The following is a 17,085-nucleotide window of genomic DNA, read 5'->3' as shown; positions in this document are numbered from 1 at the left end:
TTAAATTAGACAGAGTTTAGCGCTCTGTCTAATTGCATTAAAATATATAACATAATGAAAAATAAATCTTTAGTTGCTCTTTTACTTTTAGCTGTTTCATTTACAGCTTGTAAAGACGATAAATTAGCCCCAGTTCAGCCAAACGCTGTAAAACCTACAGCTGTTACAGAAGCTTTACCTCACGATACAGATGATCCTTCTATTTGGATAAACCCAACAGATGCTTCAAAAAGTATTATTGTTGGAACAGATAAAGACACAGACGGAGGTTTGTATGCTTTTGATTTGAATGGAAAAATCCTTAAAAAATCAATTCCGTTAAAACGTCCAAACAATGTTGATATCGCTTATGGATTGATTATCGACGGAAAAAAAGTAGACGTTGCCGTTACAACAGAACGTGAAGAAAACAAAATCAGAATTTTCAGTTTACCAGATTTAGAACCTATTGATAACGGCGGAATTCCTGTTTTTGAAGGAGAAGCACAACGCGACCCAATGGGAGTTGCTTTATACACTCGCCCGACTGATGGAAAAATCTTTGCTATTGTAGGAAGAAAAACGGGTTCTTCTGGAAGTTATTTATGGCAATATGAACTTTCTGGAAACGGAAAATTTGCTGTAGCAAAAGTGGTTCGCAAATTTGGAACATACAGTGGTAAAAAAGAAATTGAAGCTATTGCTGTGGATAACGAGTTAGGTTTTGTATACTATTGCGACGAGCAAGCTGGAATTAGAAAATACAAAGCAGATCCTGCTTTAAACGATAATAAAGAATTGGCTTTCTTTGGTCAGAAAGATTTCAAAGCAGATCACGAAGGAATTGCGATTTACAAAAAAACAGATTCTACAGGGTACATTTTAGTATCCAATCAGCAGGCCAATTCTTTTATGGTTTATCCAAGAGAAGGCGCAAACGGAAATCCGAACAATCATCCTTTATTGGCAGAAGTTCCGACTTCGACAATCGAATGTGATGGTGCAGATGTTACGAGCGTAAACTTAGGGCCAAAATATAAAAACGGACTTTTTGTAGCGATGAGCAACGGAATGACTTTCCATTATTACACTTGGGATTTAATTCAAAAACGCATCGACGAAGCTAAGAAATAAAGATTCAGTGTTGATTTGAAATTGCAGTTTTTCGGTACTTTCCTTTAAACTGTACTGAAAACTGCGTTTCAATGTCTTTAAAAAGTACTTATTGTCAGGCTGAGCGAAGTCGAAGCCAAGTTTCCAATTGAAATGCCCTTCGACTCCGCTCAGGGAGACAAGGAAGAAGTATCAAACAAACACAAAAAACAAAAAAAGCTGTTCATTTCTGAACAGCTTTTTTACTTTGAATTAAATAATTCCCTTTATTCTGTAATTGGTGCTCCTGCTAAGATTTCAGCATTTGCAAACTCTTCAAATTTGGCAAAATTAGCTTTGAATTTCTGAGCTAATTCTAACGCTTTTTTATCGTATAAATCTTTGTCTTCCCAAGTATTTCTAGGATTTAGAATTTCTTCTGGAACATTCGGGCAAGATTGTGGTTTTGCAATTCCAAACACTTTGTGATCTACGTACTCTACATTGTCTAATTCTCCTTTTAATGCAGCAGTAATCATAGCACGAGTATATTTAAGCTTCATACGGCTTCCTACTCCGTAAGGTCCGCCTGTCCAACCTGTGTTGATCAACCAAACTTTTACTCCCGCATCTTTCATTTTCTTACTCAACATTTCAGCATAACGCGTTGGGTGCAAAGGCATAAATGGTGCTCCAAAACAAGCAGAGAAATTAGGCTGAGGCTCTGTTACACCAGCTTCTGTACCAGCAACTTTTGCTGTATATCCAGAAATAAAGTGGTAAGCCGCCTGACCTGGATTTAATCTTGAAATTGGAGGCAGAATTCCGAAAGAATCGGCCGTTAAGAAAAATATATTTTTAGGATTATGTCCAATCAAACCTGGCTGTACATTATCAATATGTGTAATTGGGTAGCTTACACGAGTATTTTGAGTAATAGAAACATCGTCAAAATCTACTTCGTTTGTTCCTTCTTTGAAAACCACATTTTCTAAAAGCGCTCCTTTTTTGATTGCTCTAAAAATGTCTGGTTCGTTTTCTTCTGTTAAATTAATCACTTTTGCATAACATCCGCCTTCAAAATTGAAAACAGTGTTTTCGTTTGTCCAGCCGTGCTCATCGTCTCCAATTAATTTACGTTCTGGATCTGCAGATAAAGTTGTTTTTCCTGTACCAGACAATCCGAAAAAGATTGCTGTATCTCCTGCTTCGCCAACATTGGCGCTGCAGTGCATTGGAAGTGTATTTTTGAAAACCGGAAGAATAAAGTTCAATGCAGAGAAAATTCCTTTTTTCATTTCTCCTGTGTAACCTGTTCCTCCAATTAAAGCAATTTTTTTAGTAAAATCTAAAATAGCAAAATTAGACTGACGTGTTCCATCTACAGCAGGATCTGCCATAAAACTTGGAGCACAAACTACAGTCCATTCTGGAGTAAAATTTGCCAGTTCTGAATCTTCTGGACGTAAGAACATATTGTAGCAAAACAAGTTTGACCAAGCAGTTTCTGTTACAACACGAACATTTAATCTATAATTTGGATCAGAACATACATAAGAATCACGAACAAAAACCTCTTTGTCTGATAAAAATGCTGTTACCTTATTATAAAGCTTTTCAAAAGCTTGGGGCTCAAAAGGGATATTTACATTTCCCCACCAAACTTGATCTTTAGTGATATCATCTTTTACGATAAAACGATCTTGTGGAGAACGACCTGTAAATTCGCCTGTATTAATTGCTAACGCTCCTGTAGAATTCTCAACACCTTGTCCTGACTGCAAAGTAATCGCATGTAATTCATCTGCAGATAGTTGATAACGAACTTTTGCATTTTCAATTCCTAACTCTTTTAACGAAATCGATTGCGCGAAAACTGTATTAGTGTCCATAAGTTTTTAAGTTGTGTGTGATTTTTTGTTTAAAGCAAAATTACAGATTTATTTTTATTTCTTTTAAAATACTTAAATTTCACTTTAATTTATATGAAAAAAGAGAAATTTCACTTTAAAAATTATAAAAAGAAAAAAATAACCGCCTCTAATTTGTTTATTTACAACCTTATACGCGAATTTGTTATATTATTTTTGTTTGACAACAGAAAATACAAAAAAGTCACATAAATAAAGTTATATGTTATTTATGTGACAAAATTAAAGATTAATTCTTAGACAGAATTTTTTTTTCGGGATTTTATGATTTTCTCTTCAATATCGTAAAGAATAATAGCGCCCAACCAATAATTAATAGAAAACCACCCACAGGAGTTGCGAATACGATAATTTTAGATTCAAACAAAGTGTAGTCTTTTGTAGCCAATACATAAATTGAACCGCTGAAAAGAACAACACCTGCTACCACAAAATTATAGATCGTTTTTAAGGTCTTTTCGGTTATATCTTTTTGAGTCGATAAAAAGAGAAGAAATAAGGCGTGATACATTTGGTAACGAACACCAACTTCAAAAGTATTTAATTGATCAACTGAAAGATATTTTTTCAATAAATGAGCGCCAAAAGCACCCAAAATAATAGCTAACATACCGATAAAAGCTCCAGTTAAAACGATTCTTCTTTTCATAATATATTTCTTTTGAAATTTGAAACAAAAATACTTCAAACGAACCGAAAAACCGCTTTAGTTTCTGGATTATTTAGAACAAAATCAGGTTATTTTTTATCCGATTTCAAAAAATAAATTGAATTTTATTTAATTTGAATTGTTATATTTATAACATTTAAATATATTTGTGTTAAATATTTGAGACATGAGAAACGTTTTAATAATTGGAGCAGGAAGATCTGCATCGTCTTTGATTCGATATTTACTATCAAAATCTAATGAAGAAAAGCTGCATTTAACCGTAGCCGACCTTTCATTGAATCTCGCAAAAGCAAAGACTCAGAATCATCCGAATGCCACACCGCTTGCCTTAGATATTTTTAATTCCGACGAAAGAAAAAAAGCTATTGCAAATGCGTCAATAGTAATTTCTATGCTCCCTGCACATTTGCATATCGAAATTGCAAAAGATTGTTTAGAATTTAAAAAACATCTTGTTACCGCTTCTTATATAAGTGATGGCATGCAAGCTTTAAACGAAGAAGCCATCAAAAACAATCTGATTTTCATGAACGAAATTGGTCTCGATCCAGGAATCGACCACATGAGCGCCATGAAAGTTATTGACGAAATAAGATCGAAAAGCGGTAAAATGCTTTTGTTTGAATCTTTCTGTGGCGGACTTGTAGCTCCTGAATCTGACAATAATTTATGGAATTACAAATTTACTTGGGCACCCAGAAACGTGGTCTTAGCAGGACAAGGAGGTGCTGCAAAATTTATTCAGGAAGGAACTTATAAATACATTCCGTACAGCGCTTTGTTTAGAAGAACTGAATTTCTAGAAGTAGAAGGTTACGGAAAATTTGAAGCGTATTCTAATCGCGATTCTCTTAAATACCGCTCGGTTTATGGTTTAGATGATATTCTGACATTATATAGAGGAACTATTCGAAGAGTGGGGTATTCTCGCGCTTGGAATATGTTTGTACAGCTCGGGATGACTGATGATAGCTATGTTTTAGAGGGGTCAGAAAATATGAGTTATCGTCAGTTCATCAATTCTTTCCTTCCGTATCATCCAACTGATTCTGTAGAAATTAAAACTCGATTGATTCTAAAAATCGATCAGGACGATATTATGTGGGATAAACTTTTGGAACTGGATTTATTTAACCCAGATAAAAAGGTAAATCTGCCAAATGCTACTCCGGCTCAAATCTTAGAAAAAATTCTGACTGACAGCTGGGCTCTTGAACCAGATGACAAAGATATGATTGTGATGTATCATAAATTTGGTTATGAACTAAATGGAGAAAAGAAACAAATCGATTCGAAAATGGTTTGTATTGGCGAAGACCAGACTTATACCGCAATGGCAAAAACAGTCGGACTTCCGGTTGCAATTGCCACTTTATTAATCTTAAATGGAAAAATTACAACTCCAGGCGTTCAGCTTCCTATTAAAAAAGAAGTTTATGAGCCTATTTTGAAAGAGTTAGAAGAATATGGGGTCATTTTTAATGAACAAAATGTGCCTTATTTTGGATACAATCCGGACCTGTTTTAGTCTGGATCTGCATGTTTATTTTTAGAATTTTTTTTTAATTAGTTTTTAATTTTATCCGCTTCTCCCATCAGAAGCGGATTTTTTTATTTTACTGAACTGGCGTAAGCGTTATTGGCAATTTATACAATACTCTTACTGGCAAACCTTTGTTTGAACCCGGAATCCAATTAGGAGAAAGTTTTATAACCCTAACAGCTTCTTCACCTGTTCCATATCCTATATCTTCTACTGCTTTAATATCAGATAGCGTACCGTCTTTCTCAATAATAAACTGCAGTTTCACCTTTCCTCCGTACTTTAGTGCTTTTTCTGGAACTATAAAGTTTTTACCCACAAACCTGTAAAACTTGTTTATTCCACCCGGAAAATCAGGTTTTTTCTCAATGCTATCAACCTTCATTTCCAAAGGTCTATCCTCATCTTTCGAATTATTTTCCTGAGCCATACTTTTAGTACTCATGAAAATCAGTATTACTAATATAAAACTCTGAGTAATTATTCTCTTCATATTTTTAAAATGTTTAACCGCTAAAATATTATGTCTTATACGTACAAATATAGATTTTTACTTTAATTAAAGTTGTTCCAATTTTAGCGCAAGAACAAAAAAAATCCGTTCAAAAAGAACGGATTTTTTTGTTTTGATTTAACGCCCTAAAGGTCTGGCCAATTGAACAACCATCGGTAAAATAAATTTAGAACTTACAGGTTCGCCATCCTTAGTTGCTGGAATCCATTTTGGGCAGATTTTCATAACACGAATAGCTTCGGCACCCAGACCATATCCTAAATCTTTTACAATTTTTATATTAGATAAAGACCCATCTTTTTCAATTGTGAAATGTATATAATACTTTCCATCTACTTTTTTTTCGTAAGCAATCTCAGGCATCTTATAATTTTGAGCATAAAAGATGTAAAAATCGGTTAAACCATTAGGAAATTCTGCCTGAGTTTCTACACTTACAGTATTATCAGATTTAGCAGAAAGATCTATTAGTTCTACTTCTTGTGCCCAACTTTTTGAATTACATGAAAGCAGTAAAAAAAAGGAAAAAGCACCTTTAAATATTAAATTAGAAAACGGTTTCATTTGTAGCATATTTTTTACAAATCTACATTAATTCTTATTTCTTTTAAATTTTTTGCTAATTATTATTTTGAATAGTAATTGGTAAAGTATAAAGGACTCTAACAGGTTTTCCGTGTTCGCTTCCTGGAATCCATTTTGGAGAAAGTTTTAAAACTCGAGTCGCCTCTTCTGCAAGACCATATCCAGAATCTTTTAAAATTGTAATTTCAGACAAGCTTCCGTCTTTTTCAACCATAAACTGCATTGAAATTTTGGTGTTCACACTATTTTTTGAAACTTCTGCTGGAACTTTAAAATGCTGTCCAACAAACATGTAGAACTTCTCTATTCCGCCAGGATATTCGGGCTGTTTTATTTCTAAATCGCCAGATTTATAAACCTTATCGTTAATAGTATCCATTGTTTGAGCTGTCGCTTCAGAACTAAAAGCAAACAGAAGTAAACTGCAAATTATCCCAACAACAAAAACTTTAAAAACTATTTTCAAAGTAGATTCTTTTTTAGTCATCATAACTAAACGTTTTTTAGTTATTTGATAATTGATATTACTTGCCAATGGAACAGTTTGCTTATTTGAAGCAAATTCTAGAAGCAAATTTTGATAATTGCTTACTTCTCCAAACTGGTTATTTACAGCTTCATCGGCTAAAAATTCATGGTTTAGTTTAATCGCTTTTATAAAATAAGGAATAATCGGATTTATCCAAAACACGACTCTCAAGGCTTCAGCAAAAAGAATATCCCACGTATGTTTTTGCTCTAAATGTGCTTTTTCATGCGCGATTAATTCTGATGGAACTTTACCCATCTCAAAATCTGTTTTATTGACAAAAATGGCATTCCAGAAAGAATGAGGCAAAACAACTTCATCTGTTAAAACAATCTTTGCCCCATTTATCAAGCGAGTTTCTTTCCTATTCAATTTCATAAAAAATGAAATTAGATTTAAAACAAAACGAAGTCCCAGAACCAATAAAACAAAAGCATATATACGAATTAAAAAATAAAATATGTTCTGCATAATGAAGCTTTCATTTAGAGGAGCTTGACTTGTTCGAATCACGATTTCATCCAATTGAATTGCGTTTAATCCGCTCTCAAATAAAGGTTTGAATGTAAATAGTTGCAACGGAATTATAAAACTAAAAATCAAACTTCCGAGAAGATAAGCACGATTGAATCGAAACATTCTTTCGTTTTCTAACAACAACTTATATACTGCATAAAAAACAGCAAGCAGTAAACCTGATTTTAAAAGATACGTTATCATTTTTTCTTTTTTTGAATTTCTGAATCGATTATTTACCTTTTTTTTAGGAATGTTTTATTCTCAAGGATTTTGTGGTCTTCTAAACATTGTAGTATCAAACTGAATATTTTGATAACCATAAGATTTCCTTCGTTCTTTTGCTCTTCCTTCACTTTCATTAATTATAGTACTCACCTCAGAACCAGATTCTTGTTTTTTATCTAAAGTTTCATTCTCTTTTACATCCTGCGTTTTTTTTGAAGCAACTGCTGGCTGAGACGAAACTTTGATTTTCTTCCCGTCTGTTGACTTAGCAGATTTTTCCTTTACAACCACGTCTTGTTTTTTATCTTTTGAAATAACTTTTTTCTCATCAAAAGAATTTCCACTTCTACTATTTTTCACTTCTGTTTTCACTTCTTGCGCAACTGTTTTCATGCATAACAGCAACATTAAAGTCGTGATTAGAGGCACTACAGCAATTTTCTTTAAAAACGCTGTGCTTTTTGATGTTCTTTTTTTCATCATTATTAATCGTTTTTTTGTTACTAAATAATTCAAATTACTGGCCAAGTAAATCGTTTGTTTCTCGCTTCCTTTTGTTAAAAGTAAATTTTGGTAAAACGGAACATTATTATAAGTTTTCACAATTTCCTGATCGGCAAGAAATTCGTGATTGAGCTGTATTGCTTTTTTATAAAACAAAAAAATCGGGTTAAACCAAAAAACAATTTTTAAAAGCTCTATAAAAAGAATATCCAAAGTATGTTTTTGATGCACATGAACCAATTCGTGCGTGTACAGTTCGGCTTCAATATTTTGCTTTTTATAATCTTCTAAATTGATAAAAATGTAATGCAAAAAAGTATGTGGCAATATTTTTTCTTTTACCAAAACCAATTTTGAATTCTTAAATTCTACACTTGGAGAATTGCCAATTCTGGAAAAAATCTTCCAAATGTTTCTTCCAAACCTTACTGCCATCAACAGCGTTACGATTGCGTATAAAGTCCATAAAAGAATGAATTTATAATCTACTTTTTCTGCTGTTTGATGAATCGATGTATTTATTTTATGCTGACTAGTAGTAATTTGCCTTGAAAAATCTACAGTAATTTCTTTGATAATTTCAAATGAGATAAACGGAATTGCAACGGAAATTAAAATTGCAAAAAGCAAAAAGAATCTATTAAATTGATGCATTTTTTCTCGCTCTAATATCAAATGATAAAAAGCTAGAAAAACACATAAAGCGACTGTTGATTTTACAATAAAAGCTATCATTTTTTCTTTTTTTGAATTTCTGAATCGATTATTTTTTTAAGATCTTCCAGTTCCGAAGCCGACAAATTGGTTTCGGTCGTAAAAAACGAAGCAAATTGCGAAGCCGAATTATTAAAGAAATTACTAATTAGCCCTTTTACGTGTTTTGCAAAATAGTCTGTTTTCTTGACCAACGGATAATATTCTCGAGAATTTCCAAATTCATTATACGCCACAAATTTCTTGTCAATCATTCGTTTTAAAAGCGTCGCTACGGTTGTTGTTGCTGGTTTTGGTTCCGGATACGCTTCGAGCAAATCTTTCATAAAAGCCTTTTCAAGCTTCCACAAATGCTCCATTAACTGTTCTTCTGCATTTGATAATTGTATCATGGTTTTGTATTTTCAAGTTTTTCTGTTTCAGCCAATTCCTTTTTATATTCCTCCAAATTCCATTCAACATTCAATTTTGTCGCATATTCGGCCATAGTTCCAAGTCCGACCTCTGCACGCCTTTTATCGACATTATCTGGATCTATCATTGGTGCTATACGAATTTTATTAGTCTTTTTATTCATTGAACTCTGACTGCCATAAATTTGTTTTTTTCCTTCTCTCAAAGCCACTCTATCTTCCAAATACGCCAGATTCCCTGGATTGGCATTTCCGTTTTTAACCGCCTCTCTCATCATAGGCAGATATTTTTGCTGGTATTTTAAATCGGCATGCTGAATCACCAGAAATAAAGTCTGATTTCCCTGAGAACCTACCACATTTTTTCCTAGCCAGCCTCTTTCGTCCAGTATTTTCATCACCTTAATGAGGTTAATACTGTCTTTTCTTTCCATGATTTTACCAATGCTGTCTATTTTCTTTTTATCAGGTTTTGAAGCTCTATAAACATTCATAAATTCTCCGCGAATTTCCTGATCTTCGGTATAAATTTCTGCAAGTTCTTTTTCCAGCACTTTATCATAATTTGCTCCAATAATATCTAACTTCTTCTGCAGTTTATCAATTGTTTTATTCCATTGTTTTTCTGAGTGCAAAGGCTTTAAATCGTTATCAATTTTAAGATGGGCAATATTCTCGTATCCGTTATCGATAGAAAGATTTAGCCATTTAAATGCTTTTTTGTTCTTTTTTGCCATAGAAGCAGAACAGCTTGCGTTGTATAAGTCTCGATCGTCTTTCTGTTCTATTTTAAACGCTTTTTCATAATACGAAACAGACAATTCATAGTTTTTTACTGTGTAACAAGAATCGGCTTTTCGAACCCATTCTTTATACGTTTGAGCTTGCAGAAAAATACAGTTCATCACTAATAAAGAGAGTGTAATTATTTTTTTCATGGTTTAGAGGTTAGTTGGTTTATTTAATATTTTGTTCCGAAATCAATTCTCCTTTTTCGTAATTCTTGATTCCTTTTAATTTTCCTTTGTCCGAATAAAACTTCCATTCTCCAAAATAAAACCAATGCGTTTCTACCGAATTCGTTTCTAATTTTGTTTTTCCTTTCGATTCCAGTTTTCCGTTTTCGTAATAACTTTTCACAATACAGATTCCGTTTTTATATTTCTCCGTTTTGTAGATTTTTCCATTAATGTACGATTTCCACTTTTTTACTGGAAGATCATTTTTATAATATTCATACGATTTATAATCTGTTCCGTCTTGCGAATATGTATCAATCCAAACACCTTCTTTTTTCTTGTCAATCTTCTGATTAATCGGCTGACTTTTACACCCCAAAAGCATTAATCCGAAAAGAAATAATAAAAAGATGTTTTTCAATTTCATGATTGCTCTACAATTATAGATTCGTTTCTACAAATGTAGAGTTAAATTTTAAATATGCAAGAAAAAGAGGTTTTTTTTTAGTTGCAAAGTGACAGAGGTACAAAGTGACAGAAGTTTTTCCTTTGAATATTAAAAGATTAAAAACAAAAAAATCCGCTCATTTCTGAACGGATTTATATCTTAAAAATGCTGCTGAAAATTTAACCGCAAAGAACGCAAGGATTTTATTTTGGATCGCTTTTATAAACGCAAAGTTCGCAAAGCTTTGCAGACATAGCTTTGCGAACTTCTATAAATCTTATTAAAAAATCCTAGCGCACTTTGCGTAATTCTTAGCGTTCTTAGCGGTTAAAAAAACTTAACCGCAAAGAATGCAAGGTTTTTATTTAAGGTTACATTTATAAACACAAAGTTCGCAAAGCTATGTGATGAAGCTTTGCGAACTTTTATAAATCTTACTTAAAAAATCCTTGCGAACTTTGCGTAAAACTTTGCGCTCTTTGCGGTTAAAAAACTTATTTACTTAATTCCACAAAATACTTGTAAAACAACGGAATAGTCTCAATACCTTTCAAGTAATTAAAGATTCCGAAATGCTCATTTGGCGAGTGAATTGCATCGCTATCCAAACCAAATCCCATTAAGATGGTTTTACTTTTTAATTCTTTTTCAAACAAAGCCACAATCGGAATACTTCCTCCAGAACGAACCGGAATTGCAGGAACTCCAAACGTTTCTGTATACGCTTTATTTGCCGCCTGATAACCAATGCTGTCAATTGGCGTTACATAACCTTGACCACCGTGGTGAGGCGTAACTTTTACCGTAACTCCAGCTGGCGCAATGCTTGTAAAATGTTTGGTAAAAAGTTCTGTAATTTCTTCCCATTCCTGATTTGGTACCAAACGCATCGAGATTTTAGCAAAAGCTTTACTCGCAATAACCGTTTTAGCACCTTCGCCAGTGTAGCCGCCCCAGATTCCGTTTACGTCTAATGTTGGACGGATTGAGTTACGCTCGTTGGTTACATACCCTTTTTCACCATAAACATCGGCAATGTTTAAAGCATTTTTATATTTTTCTAAGCTAAAAGGCGCTTTTGCCATTTCGGCTCTTTCTTCTGCAGACAATTCTTCTACTTTATCGTAGAAACCTGGAATTGTAATATGATTGTTTTCGTCGTGAAGCGAAGCAATCATTTTTGCCAAAATATTAATTGGATTCGCCACAGCTCCACCGTATAAACCTGAATGCAAATCGCGGTTTGGACCTGTAACTTCTACCTCAACATAACTCAAACCTCTTAAACCTGTCGTGATCGATGGCTGTTGGTTGGAGATCATTCCTGTATCTGAAATCAAGATTACGTCGTTTTTCAGTTTTTCCTGATTGCGTTCTACGAACCAAGCCAAACTTGCAGAACCTACTTCTTCTTCACCTTCGATCATGAATTTTACGTTACAAGGCAACGTATTGCTTTGCACCATTAACTCAAGCGCTTTTACATGCATGTACATCTGACCTTTGTCGTCACACGCCCCACGCGCGAAAATTGCTCCTTCTGGGTGAATATCTGTAGTTTTAATAACCGGTTCAAAAGGTGGTGAAGTCCATAATTCTAATGGATCTGGCGGTTGTACGTCGTAGTGGCCGTAAACTAAAACCGTTGGAAGATTTGGATCTATAATTTTCTCTCCGTAGATAATTGGGTAACCTGGAGTGTCGCAAGTTTCGACATAATCGCACCCTGCTTTTGATAAACTTTCTTTTACAGCCTCTGCTGTGTCAATAACATCTTGAGAATATGCAGTGTCGGCAGAAACCGACGGAATCTTTAATAATTCGATCAATTCGTTGATAAACCGATCTTTATGTTGTTGAACGTAGGACTTAATATTTTCCATTTAAATTATTTTTATAGAAACCCAAAAGTACAAAAAAGAGAATTAAAAAAAATTTTCAAAAAATGCTTTGATAATTCAAAAGTATGCCTATCTTTGCACCCACAATTACCGCGGATATGGCGAAATTGGTAGACGTGCCAGACTTAGGATCTGGTGCCGCAAGGCGTGTAGGTTCGAGTCCTATTATCCGCACAAAAAAAAGCTTCTGAAGATTTTTCAGAAGCTTTTTTGTTTTATGCGATTTTATATTATTCGATTTTATTTCAAATATAGCCCGTGGTTTCAACCACGGGAGACAAAGATTGTGGGCAATGAATGTGTTCCAATTGTTAAAGCATCGTAAATATTTACCTTATCCAAACTACCAATTATCATTTTTTTTCATACTTGAATCCATACTTAAAAGAATCGATTTATTAAGTTCGTTAAAATACGATGGAACTTCAGGAATATATTTCCACAAGCTCTTAAAACTTCCATCTTTTTTATAATAGGCATCCAATCCTTCCTTTGGAGTATTACTATTAAAAATCACATTATCCACCCACCCACCAGCAGAATATTTATTTCCAGTATAATAATTCTGCATACTAATTAAATCAAATTTGTACTTATTATCTTTTATAGAAATTTCTATCTGATACTTTGTTGGATAATATGTTTTCCCTAGCATAGGAATATGGTTTGAAAATAAAGTTTCCGAACTTCCTTCAAATCTTACATATTCATTTTCAATTGTAGAAAGCACGACTTTATCAGGATTTTTGTAGGTAACTTTTATCCATTCGATAATCTTTTTATAAATTTCTGAAGCTGTTTTCCCCTCTACAGGAGTAACTATAAAATCAGTCATTCCTTTGTTGTTATCAAATGTAAATTCAGATTCTTGGGCATTTAATATTCCCGAAATAAACAACATTAATAGTAGTATTTTTTTCATTTTATTTTTATTTATTTTTTGTATCAAATATATGTAGTTGCAGACTATATATATTACGGTTTTCCATAAACATTTTTAGCATAAATCTTAATCAAATATGGATTTTCGAAGATTTATACAATTCCTTAATAATTCATCTTGACGAAAGGAGCTTTTCAGCATCACCAACAGGTTGTCAAACTATGAAAAAAATTGCGGAAATCACTCTGGAATTTTTTGTCGGTTTTGCTTTTGGTTTCTCCTTTCGTCGAAATGAAGATATTTTAAAACGTTATTTTCTGTTATTCAACTTCCAGATACGGATGCAAAATTTCGGCTAATTCATTCAGCCAATAAAAACCTTTTTCTAGGTTTTCCTTTTGAGCATAGACATATCCTCTTTCATCATCTCTCATAACAACTAAAGCAATTGCATAATTTAATTGTCGTATCGCTTTTGCCAAATCTTTGGCATCAATAACATTATTAAAAAAATCTAAGAGTCTTTTCTCTGTTTCTTCCGAAAGATAATTTGTAGCCATTATCTTATTTTTTATTTGAAGCAAATATAATAATTTGTATGCTAATTAGCCTACATGAACAAAATAAATCTTTCCACTTTTGAAATATGAATATTTCAGAAGAAACTTTTCTCGTTAATCTTGGTATTCACGTTAGACAATTACGTGAAAAGAAAGGCTTATCTCAACAAGGTTTAGCTGACGACTGTAATATTAACAAATCTCAAATAGCAAGATTAGAAGTTGCTAAAGTAAATACAGGCATAAAGACCCTTGCAAAAATTGCCAATGCTTTAGATGTTGAACTTAAAGAATTGTTTGATTTTCCTTTGAAATAAAACCTTAAAATTTTCCTTAGTCTCCAATGATTAAAACCAAAAAATTTCAACTTACAAAAAAAGAATATTTCATATTCCTCGTTAGACTTGAATTAAAAAGACGAGGATGGTTATTTCTTTTTATGTGGATGTTTTCTGCTTTCGTTCTTTTTACTGGAAAGCAAGATTCTTTTAGCATTTTTATTATAGTCGTTGGTTTTATGTATCCTGTTCTTACGATTTATAAATATTGGATTTTTGCAAATTCAAAAGACAATAAGATTATTTTCTACGAAAGACAACATGAAATATTCTCAGATAGAATTATTTCTGGAATGGGGGAAATCTCTAATAGTACAGTTCCTATGCAAAATTTTGTAAAAGTTTTCGAACTAAACGACCTCTATCTTTTATACTACACCAAAGGACAAGCAATCTTCCTTCCAAAACGAATTTTTGAAACTCAAGAAGATGAAAATTGGTTTAGAAATGAAGTTTTTTTGAAGATAAAGAACAGACGAGTTTAAATTTTAGTCAAAGACAATCCGTCTAGTTTGTCATTTCGACGAAGGAGACCCGAGCGATAGCGAATAGGCGAAGCAAATCTTCGCAAGAAACTCGACAAAGATTGGCTTTTCGTTGCGGAGTTTCTAGTGTGATTGCTTCGCCAGTTCGCTATCGCTCGTGTCCTAGTTCCTCGGAATGACAAAAAAAAAGAAAAACCCTTTTAATCTTAATAATCTGTGGCTAAACAAAAAAAACTCTGCGACCCTGCTCCCGATAGCTATCGGGATTGCGAGATTAAAAACCATCAAAGATTATAAATTCAGAAATTTCTTTAATTATTTTATGCTTTAGTATTTAAATATTCTTATTTTTAAAACACCAAAAACCTAATTCTCAAAATTTCGCTTGTTTTTAAATCTCAAAAACAATTAGAACACATGAGAAAATACAGATTATTAGTCATTCTATTAGCAATTATTGCTGTCTTTTATTTTGCGAGAACGATTCGAAGCTTTACCGTTCAGCACGAAACCAAAACCCTTAAATCGGAGCATTTTATTGTTTCCTATAACGGAATTTATAAAAGCGAGGCCGAAAAAGTGAGCAAACATCTCGAGGAAAATTATTCTAGAATAAGAGAAAATCTAAAAGACGTAGAACACGACCCTATAAAGGTTTTTGTTTACGGTTCGCAATTCAAGTTTAATGAAGCTACGGGTTTAAAAGAAAATACAAAAGGCACAAGTCGTGGTCCAAACGAATTTCATTTTGTATGGACGAATTGGTTTAATTCTATTTTTCCAGACGATCCGCTCAAAACGGCTTTGCACGAGTTTACGCATTGCGTTCAATTAAACATATTAATATACAAAGCAAAAGACACCATCATCACCCAAGACCGACTTACTTTTGAAAGGGAATTTGATAAAAAGTTTAAAGCCGAATATCCGCGTTGGCTCTGGGAATCGATTAGTATGTTTGAAGCAGAAGAAGTAAATACGTTAAGCGTGAAATACGCCAAAAGCAAAAACCTGACTTTAGAAGATTTAAATCACAGCAATCAGATTTATAATATTGGCTACACGATAATCGAATATATGACCCAAAAATGGGGAAAAGACATTCTGCCCAAACTTATTGTGTCTTTCGGCAATATCGAAAAAACATTGAACGTAACGCAAGAGGAATTTGAAAAAGGCTGGATTGCTTTTTTGAAGGAGAAGTATTAGGCCATCATTTTCAAACATCTAGTTTGTCATTCTGAGGAACGAAGAATCGCACACGGGATTCGACACAGATTGGAAATTCACTTTGCGGAATTTCTAGTGTGATTCTTCGTTCCTCAGAATGACAAACCTTATGATAACTTAGCTACACAAAAAAACCTTTGTCAAAGTTTAAAACTTTGACAAAGGTCTCTCGTGCAGATTTGGAATTTGGATTTTTATTTATTGGAATTTAATATTTCAATAATCTTATCCACATTGATTTCACTATAATCATTAATATAAAAATCACATGGTGGAAGCTGTTCTTTGGTATGCGTGCTCAAAACTCCAACGACTTTCATTCCGGCATTTAGTCCTGCTGTAATACCCGAAAAAGAATCTTCGAAAACCACACAATCCGAAGGAGAAACTCCAACGCGTTCTGCCGATTTTAGATATACTTCGGGATTTGGTTTATGAAACGTTACGTCTTCTGACGACATCATCGAATCCATTTTTTCGTCTAGTTTCAGGAAATTGCCGATCAAATCCAAATTCGCACGCGGTGCCGATGTGGCAACTGCAGTTTTGAAACCACGAGATTTTAATTCGTTTAAAAAATCCATGTAATGCGGAATCGTTTCGACTTTGTCTTTGTAAATCTCACGGAACATTCCTTCTTTCTCGTCTTCAAGCTTGATCAATTCTTCTCCCTCAATTGGACGTTTGAAGAAATGCGTCATGATATAACTATTGTGTTTTCCGTACATATGTTCTTCAAATTCTTCTTGAGTGTACGGAACATTATATTTATCGAAAAACTTTTCAAAAGCGATCACATGATGCGGATTGGTGTGCGAAATCACGCCATCCATATCAAAAATTACACATTGCTGGCTCATAATTTTGTTTTGTTGTTTTAACGGTTGCAAGATAAGTTTTTCCGCAGAGTTGCGCGGAGGTTTTTCGCAGAGTTTTTTTTTAATCTCGCAAAGGCGCAGAGACGCAAAGTTTTTTGTTTTAGAGCCACAGATTAATAAAATTAAAAGGATTTGTCTCTCGCAGATTTGGCAGATTATGCGGATTATTTATTTTCTTATTT

The 17,085-nt window shown here is 33.4% G+C and carries 18 protein-coding genes and 1 tRNA gene; 6 read left to right on the top strand and 13 right to left on the bottom strand.

Annotation, left to right across the window (positions count from 1 at the left end; translation table 11 throughout):
* The first annotated feature begins 54 nt into the window (after positions 1-54).
* A complete protein-coding gene (locus tag QLQ95_RS10190) occupies positions 55-1,113 on the top strand; it encodes a phytase (RefSeq protein WP_482503668.1) in 1,059 nt (352 codons plus the stop codon).
* A gap of 245 nt (positions 1,114-1,358) precedes the next feature.
* Here the strand turns inward: QLQ95_RS10190 and pckA are convergent, their stop codons facing one another.
* On the bottom strand, positions 1,359-2,963 hold the full coding sequence (gene pckA, locus QLQ95_RS10185; protein WP_482503666.1) for a phosphoenolpyruvate carboxykinase (ATP): 1,605 nt from the start codon (positions 2,961-2,963) through the stop codon (positions 1,359-1,361).
* Between the two features lie 301 nt (positions 2,964-3,264).
* A complete protein-coding gene (locus tag QLQ95_RS10180) occupies positions 3,265-3,651 on the bottom strand; it encodes a DUF423 domain-containing protein (protein ID WP_482503664.1) in 387 nt (128 codons plus the stop codon).
* A 187-nt stretch (positions 3,652-3,838) separates the two neighbouring features.
* Here QLQ95_RS10180 and QLQ95_RS10175 point away from each other — a divergent pair, with 187 nt between their 5' ends.
* Positions 3,839-5,203, top strand: a complete 1,365-nt coding sequence (locus tag QLQ95_RS10175; protein WP_482503662.1) for a saccharopine dehydrogenase family protein — start codon at positions 3,839-3,841, stop codon at positions 5,201-5,203.
* An 88-nt stretch (positions 5,204-5,291) separates the two neighbouring features.
* Here QLQ95_RS10175 and QLQ95_RS10170 read toward each other — a convergent pair whose 3' ends face one another.
* The 8 genes from QLQ95_RS10170 to QLQ95_RS10135 form a co-directional block, all read right to left on the bottom strand.
* Positions 5,292-5,711 (bottom strand): energy transducer TonB, encoded by a 420-nt coding sequence (locus QLQ95_RS10170; protein WP_482503660.1) that lies wholly within the window; start codon positions 5,709-5,711, stop codon positions 5,292-5,294.
* Positions 5,712-5,849: 138 nt separating this feature from the next.
* Positions 5,850-6,296 (bottom strand): energy transducer TonB, encoded by a 447-nt coding sequence (locus QLQ95_RS10165; protein WP_482503658.1) that lies wholly within the window; start codon positions 6,294-6,296, stop codon positions 5,850-5,852.
* 55 nt (positions 6,297-6,351) lie between these two features.
* Positions 6,352-7,566: an energy transducer TonB gene (locus tag QLQ95_RS10160; protein ID WP_482503657.1), complete on the bottom strand. Its 1,215-nt coding sequence runs from the start codon at positions 7,564-7,566 to the stop codon at positions 6,352-6,354.
* A 60-nt stretch (positions 7,567-7,626) separates the two neighbouring features.
* Positions 7,627-8,829 carry a M56 family metallopeptidase gene (locus tag QLQ95_RS10155; protein ID WP_482503656.1) on the bottom strand — a complete coding sequence of 401 codons (1,203 nt, stop codon included), beginning with the start codon at positions 8,827-8,829 and terminating at the stop codon, positions 7,627-7,629.
* Entirely contained in the window at positions 8,826-9,200 is a 375-nt protein-coding gene (locus tag QLQ95_RS10150) for a BlaI/MecI/CopY family transcriptional regulator (protein WP_198854767.1), read from the bottom strand. The genes QLQ95_RS10155 and QLQ95_RS10150 overlap by 4 nt, the downstream gene beginning before the upstream one ends.
* Positions 9,197-10,159 carry a DUF6624 domain-containing protein gene (locus tag QLQ95_RS10145; RefSeq protein ID WP_482503654.1) on the bottom strand — a complete coding sequence of 321 codons (963 nt, stop codon included), beginning with the start codon at positions 10,157-10,159 and terminating at the stop codon, positions 9,197-9,199. The genes QLQ95_RS10150 and QLQ95_RS10145 overlap by 4 nt, the downstream gene beginning before the upstream one ends.
* 19 nt (positions 10,160-10,178) lie before the next feature.
* Positions 10,179-10,607 carry a hypothetical protein gene (locus QLQ95_RS10140; RefSeq protein ID WP_253251817.1) on the bottom strand — a complete coding sequence of 143 codons (429 nt, stop codon included), beginning with the start codon at positions 10,605-10,607 and terminating at the stop codon, positions 10,179-10,181.
* Positions 10,608-11,122: 515 nt separating this feature from the next.
* Positions 11,123-12,511 (bottom strand): dipeptidase, encoded by a 1,389-nt coding sequence (locus tag QLQ95_RS10135; RefSeq protein ID WP_095929770.1) that lies wholly within the window; start codon positions 12,509-12,511, stop codon positions 11,123-11,125.
* Positions 12,512-12,621: 110 nt separating this feature from the next.
* Between QLQ95_RS10135 and QLQ95_RS10130 the strand changes: the two genes are divergently transcribed.
* Positions 12,622-12,703 (top strand) — tRNA-Leu (locus QLQ95_RS10130).
* Positions 12,704-12,872: 169 nt separating this feature from the next.
* Here the strand turns inward: QLQ95_RS10130 and QLQ95_RS10125 are convergent.
* Together QLQ95_RS10125 and QLQ95_RS10120 are read right to left on the bottom strand one after the other, a co-directional pair.
* Complete coding sequence (locus QLQ95_RS10125) at positions 12,873-13,451, bottom strand: DUF4468 domain-containing protein (protein ID WP_482503653.1); 579 nt, start codon at positions 13,449-13,451, stop codon at positions 12,873-12,875.
* A gap of 281 nt (positions 13,452-13,732) precedes the next feature.
* On the bottom strand, positions 13,733-13,972 hold the full coding sequence (locus tag QLQ95_RS10120) for a hypothetical protein (RefSeq protein ID WP_482503651.1): 240 nt from the start codon (positions 13,970-13,972) through the stop codon (positions 13,733-13,735).
* 86 nt (positions 13,973-14,058) lie between these two features.
* Between QLQ95_RS10120 and QLQ95_RS10115 the strand changes: the two genes are divergently transcribed.
* The 3 genes from QLQ95_RS10115 to QLQ95_RS10105 all read left to right on the top strand — a co-directional run bounded on the left by QLQ95_RS10115 (position 14,059) and on the right by QLQ95_RS10105 (position 16,004).
* A complete protein-coding gene (locus QLQ95_RS10115; RefSeq protein ID WP_281634597.1) occupies positions 14,059-14,289 on the top strand; it encodes a helix-turn-helix domain-containing protein in 231 nt (76 codons plus the stop codon).
* 128 nt (positions 14,290-14,417) lie between these two features.
* The gene (locus tag QLQ95_RS10110) at positions 14,418-14,795 is read left to right on the top strand and encodes a YcxB family protein (protein WP_482503650.1); all 378 of its coding nucleotides are present in this window, start codon (positions 14,418-14,420) and stop codon (positions 14,793-14,795) included.
* A 417-nt stretch (positions 14,796-15,212) separates the two neighbouring features.
* Complete coding sequence (locus QLQ95_RS10105) at positions 15,213-16,004, top strand: hypothetical protein (RefSeq protein ID WP_482503649.1); 792 nt, start codon at positions 15,213-15,215, stop codon at positions 16,002-16,004.
* 215 nt (positions 16,005-16,219) lie between these two features.
* Here the strand turns inward: QLQ95_RS10105 and QLQ95_RS10100 are convergent, their stop codons facing one another.
* Complete coding sequence (locus QLQ95_RS10100; RefSeq protein ID WP_482503647.1) at positions 16,220-16,885, bottom strand: HAD family hydrolase; 666 nt, start codon at positions 16,883-16,885, stop codon at positions 16,220-16,222.
* Positions 16,886-17,085: the final 200 nt, after the last annotated feature.

This window comes from Flavobacterium sp. B330r, assembly GCF_056824325.1.
The sequence above is the reverse complement of the archived record's forward strand: the minus strand, read 5'-3'. Positions and strand labels throughout refer to the sequence as shown.

Bases quoted from the DNA above. Each gene is read 5' to 3' on its own strand.
- QLQ95_RS10175 (WP_482503662.1), top strand. From the start codon at position 3,839: ATGAGAAACGTTTTAATAATTGGAGCAGGAAGATCTGCATCGTCTTTG.
- QLQ95_RS10145 (WP_482503654.1), bottom strand. From the start codon at position 10,159: ATGAAAAAAATAATTACACTCTCTTTATTAGTGATGAACTGTATTTTT.
- pckA (WP_482503666.1), bottom strand. From the start codon at position 2,963: ATGGACACTAATACAGTTTTCGCGCAATCGATTTCGTTAAAAGAGTTA.
- QLQ95_RS10190 (WP_482503668.1), top strand. From the start codon at position 55: ATGAAAAATAAATCTTTAGTTGCTCTTTTACTTTTAGCTGTTTCATTT.
- QLQ95_RS10170 (WP_482503660.1), bottom strand. From the start codon at position 5,711: ATGAAGAGAATAATTACTCAGAGTTTTATATTAGTAATACTGATTTTC.
- QLQ95_RS10105 (WP_482503649.1), top strand. From the start codon at position 15,213: ATGAGAAAATACAGATTATTAGTCATTCTATTAGCAATTATTGCTGTC.
- QLQ95_RS10125 (WP_482503653.1), bottom strand. From the start codon at position 13,451: ATGAAAAAAATACTACTATTAATGTTGTTTATTTCGGGAATATTAAAT.
- QLQ95_RS10120 (WP_482503651.1), bottom strand. From the start codon at position 13,972: ATGGCTACAAATTATCTTTCGGAAGAAACAGAGAAAAGACTCTTAGAT.
- QLQ95_RS10100 (WP_482503647.1), bottom strand. From the start codon at position 16,885: ATGAGCCAGCAATGTGTAATTTTTGATATGGATGGCGTGATTTCGCAC.
- QLQ95_RS10140 (WP_253251817.1), bottom strand. From the start codon at position 10,607: ATGAAATTGAAAAACATCTTTTTATTATTTCTTTTCGGATTAATGCTT.
- QLQ95_RS10110 (WP_482503650.1), top strand. From the start codon at position 14,418: ATGTTTTCTGCTTTCGTTCTTTTTACTGGAAAGCAAGATTCTTTTAGC.
- QLQ95_RS10165 (WP_482503658.1), bottom strand. From the start codon at position 6,296: ATGAAACCGTTTTCTAATTTAATATTTAAAGGTGCTTTTTCCTTTTTT.
- QLQ95_RS10150 (WP_198854767.1), bottom strand. From the start codon at position 9,200: ATGATACAATTATCAAATGCAGAAGAACAGTTAATGGAGCATTTGTGG.
- QLQ95_RS10160 (WP_482503657.1), bottom strand. From the start codon at position 7,566: ATGATAACGTATCTTTTAAAATCAGGTTTACTGCTTGCTGTTTTTTAT.
- QLQ95_RS10180 (WP_482503664.1), bottom strand. From the start codon at position 3,651: ATGAAAAGAAGAATCGTTTTAACTGGAGCTTTTATCGGTATGTTAGCT.
- QLQ95_RS10155 (WP_482503656.1), bottom strand. From the start codon at position 8,829: ATGATAGCTTTTATTGTAAAATCAACAGTCGCTTTATGTGTTTTTCTA.
- QLQ95_RS10135 (WP_095929770.1), bottom strand. From the start codon at position 12,511: ATGGAAAATATTAAGTCCTACGTTCAACAACATAAAGATCGGTTTATC.
- QLQ95_RS10115 (WP_281634597.1), top strand. From the start codon at position 14,059: ATGAATATTTCAGAAGAAACTTTTCTCGTTAATCTTGGTATTCACGTT.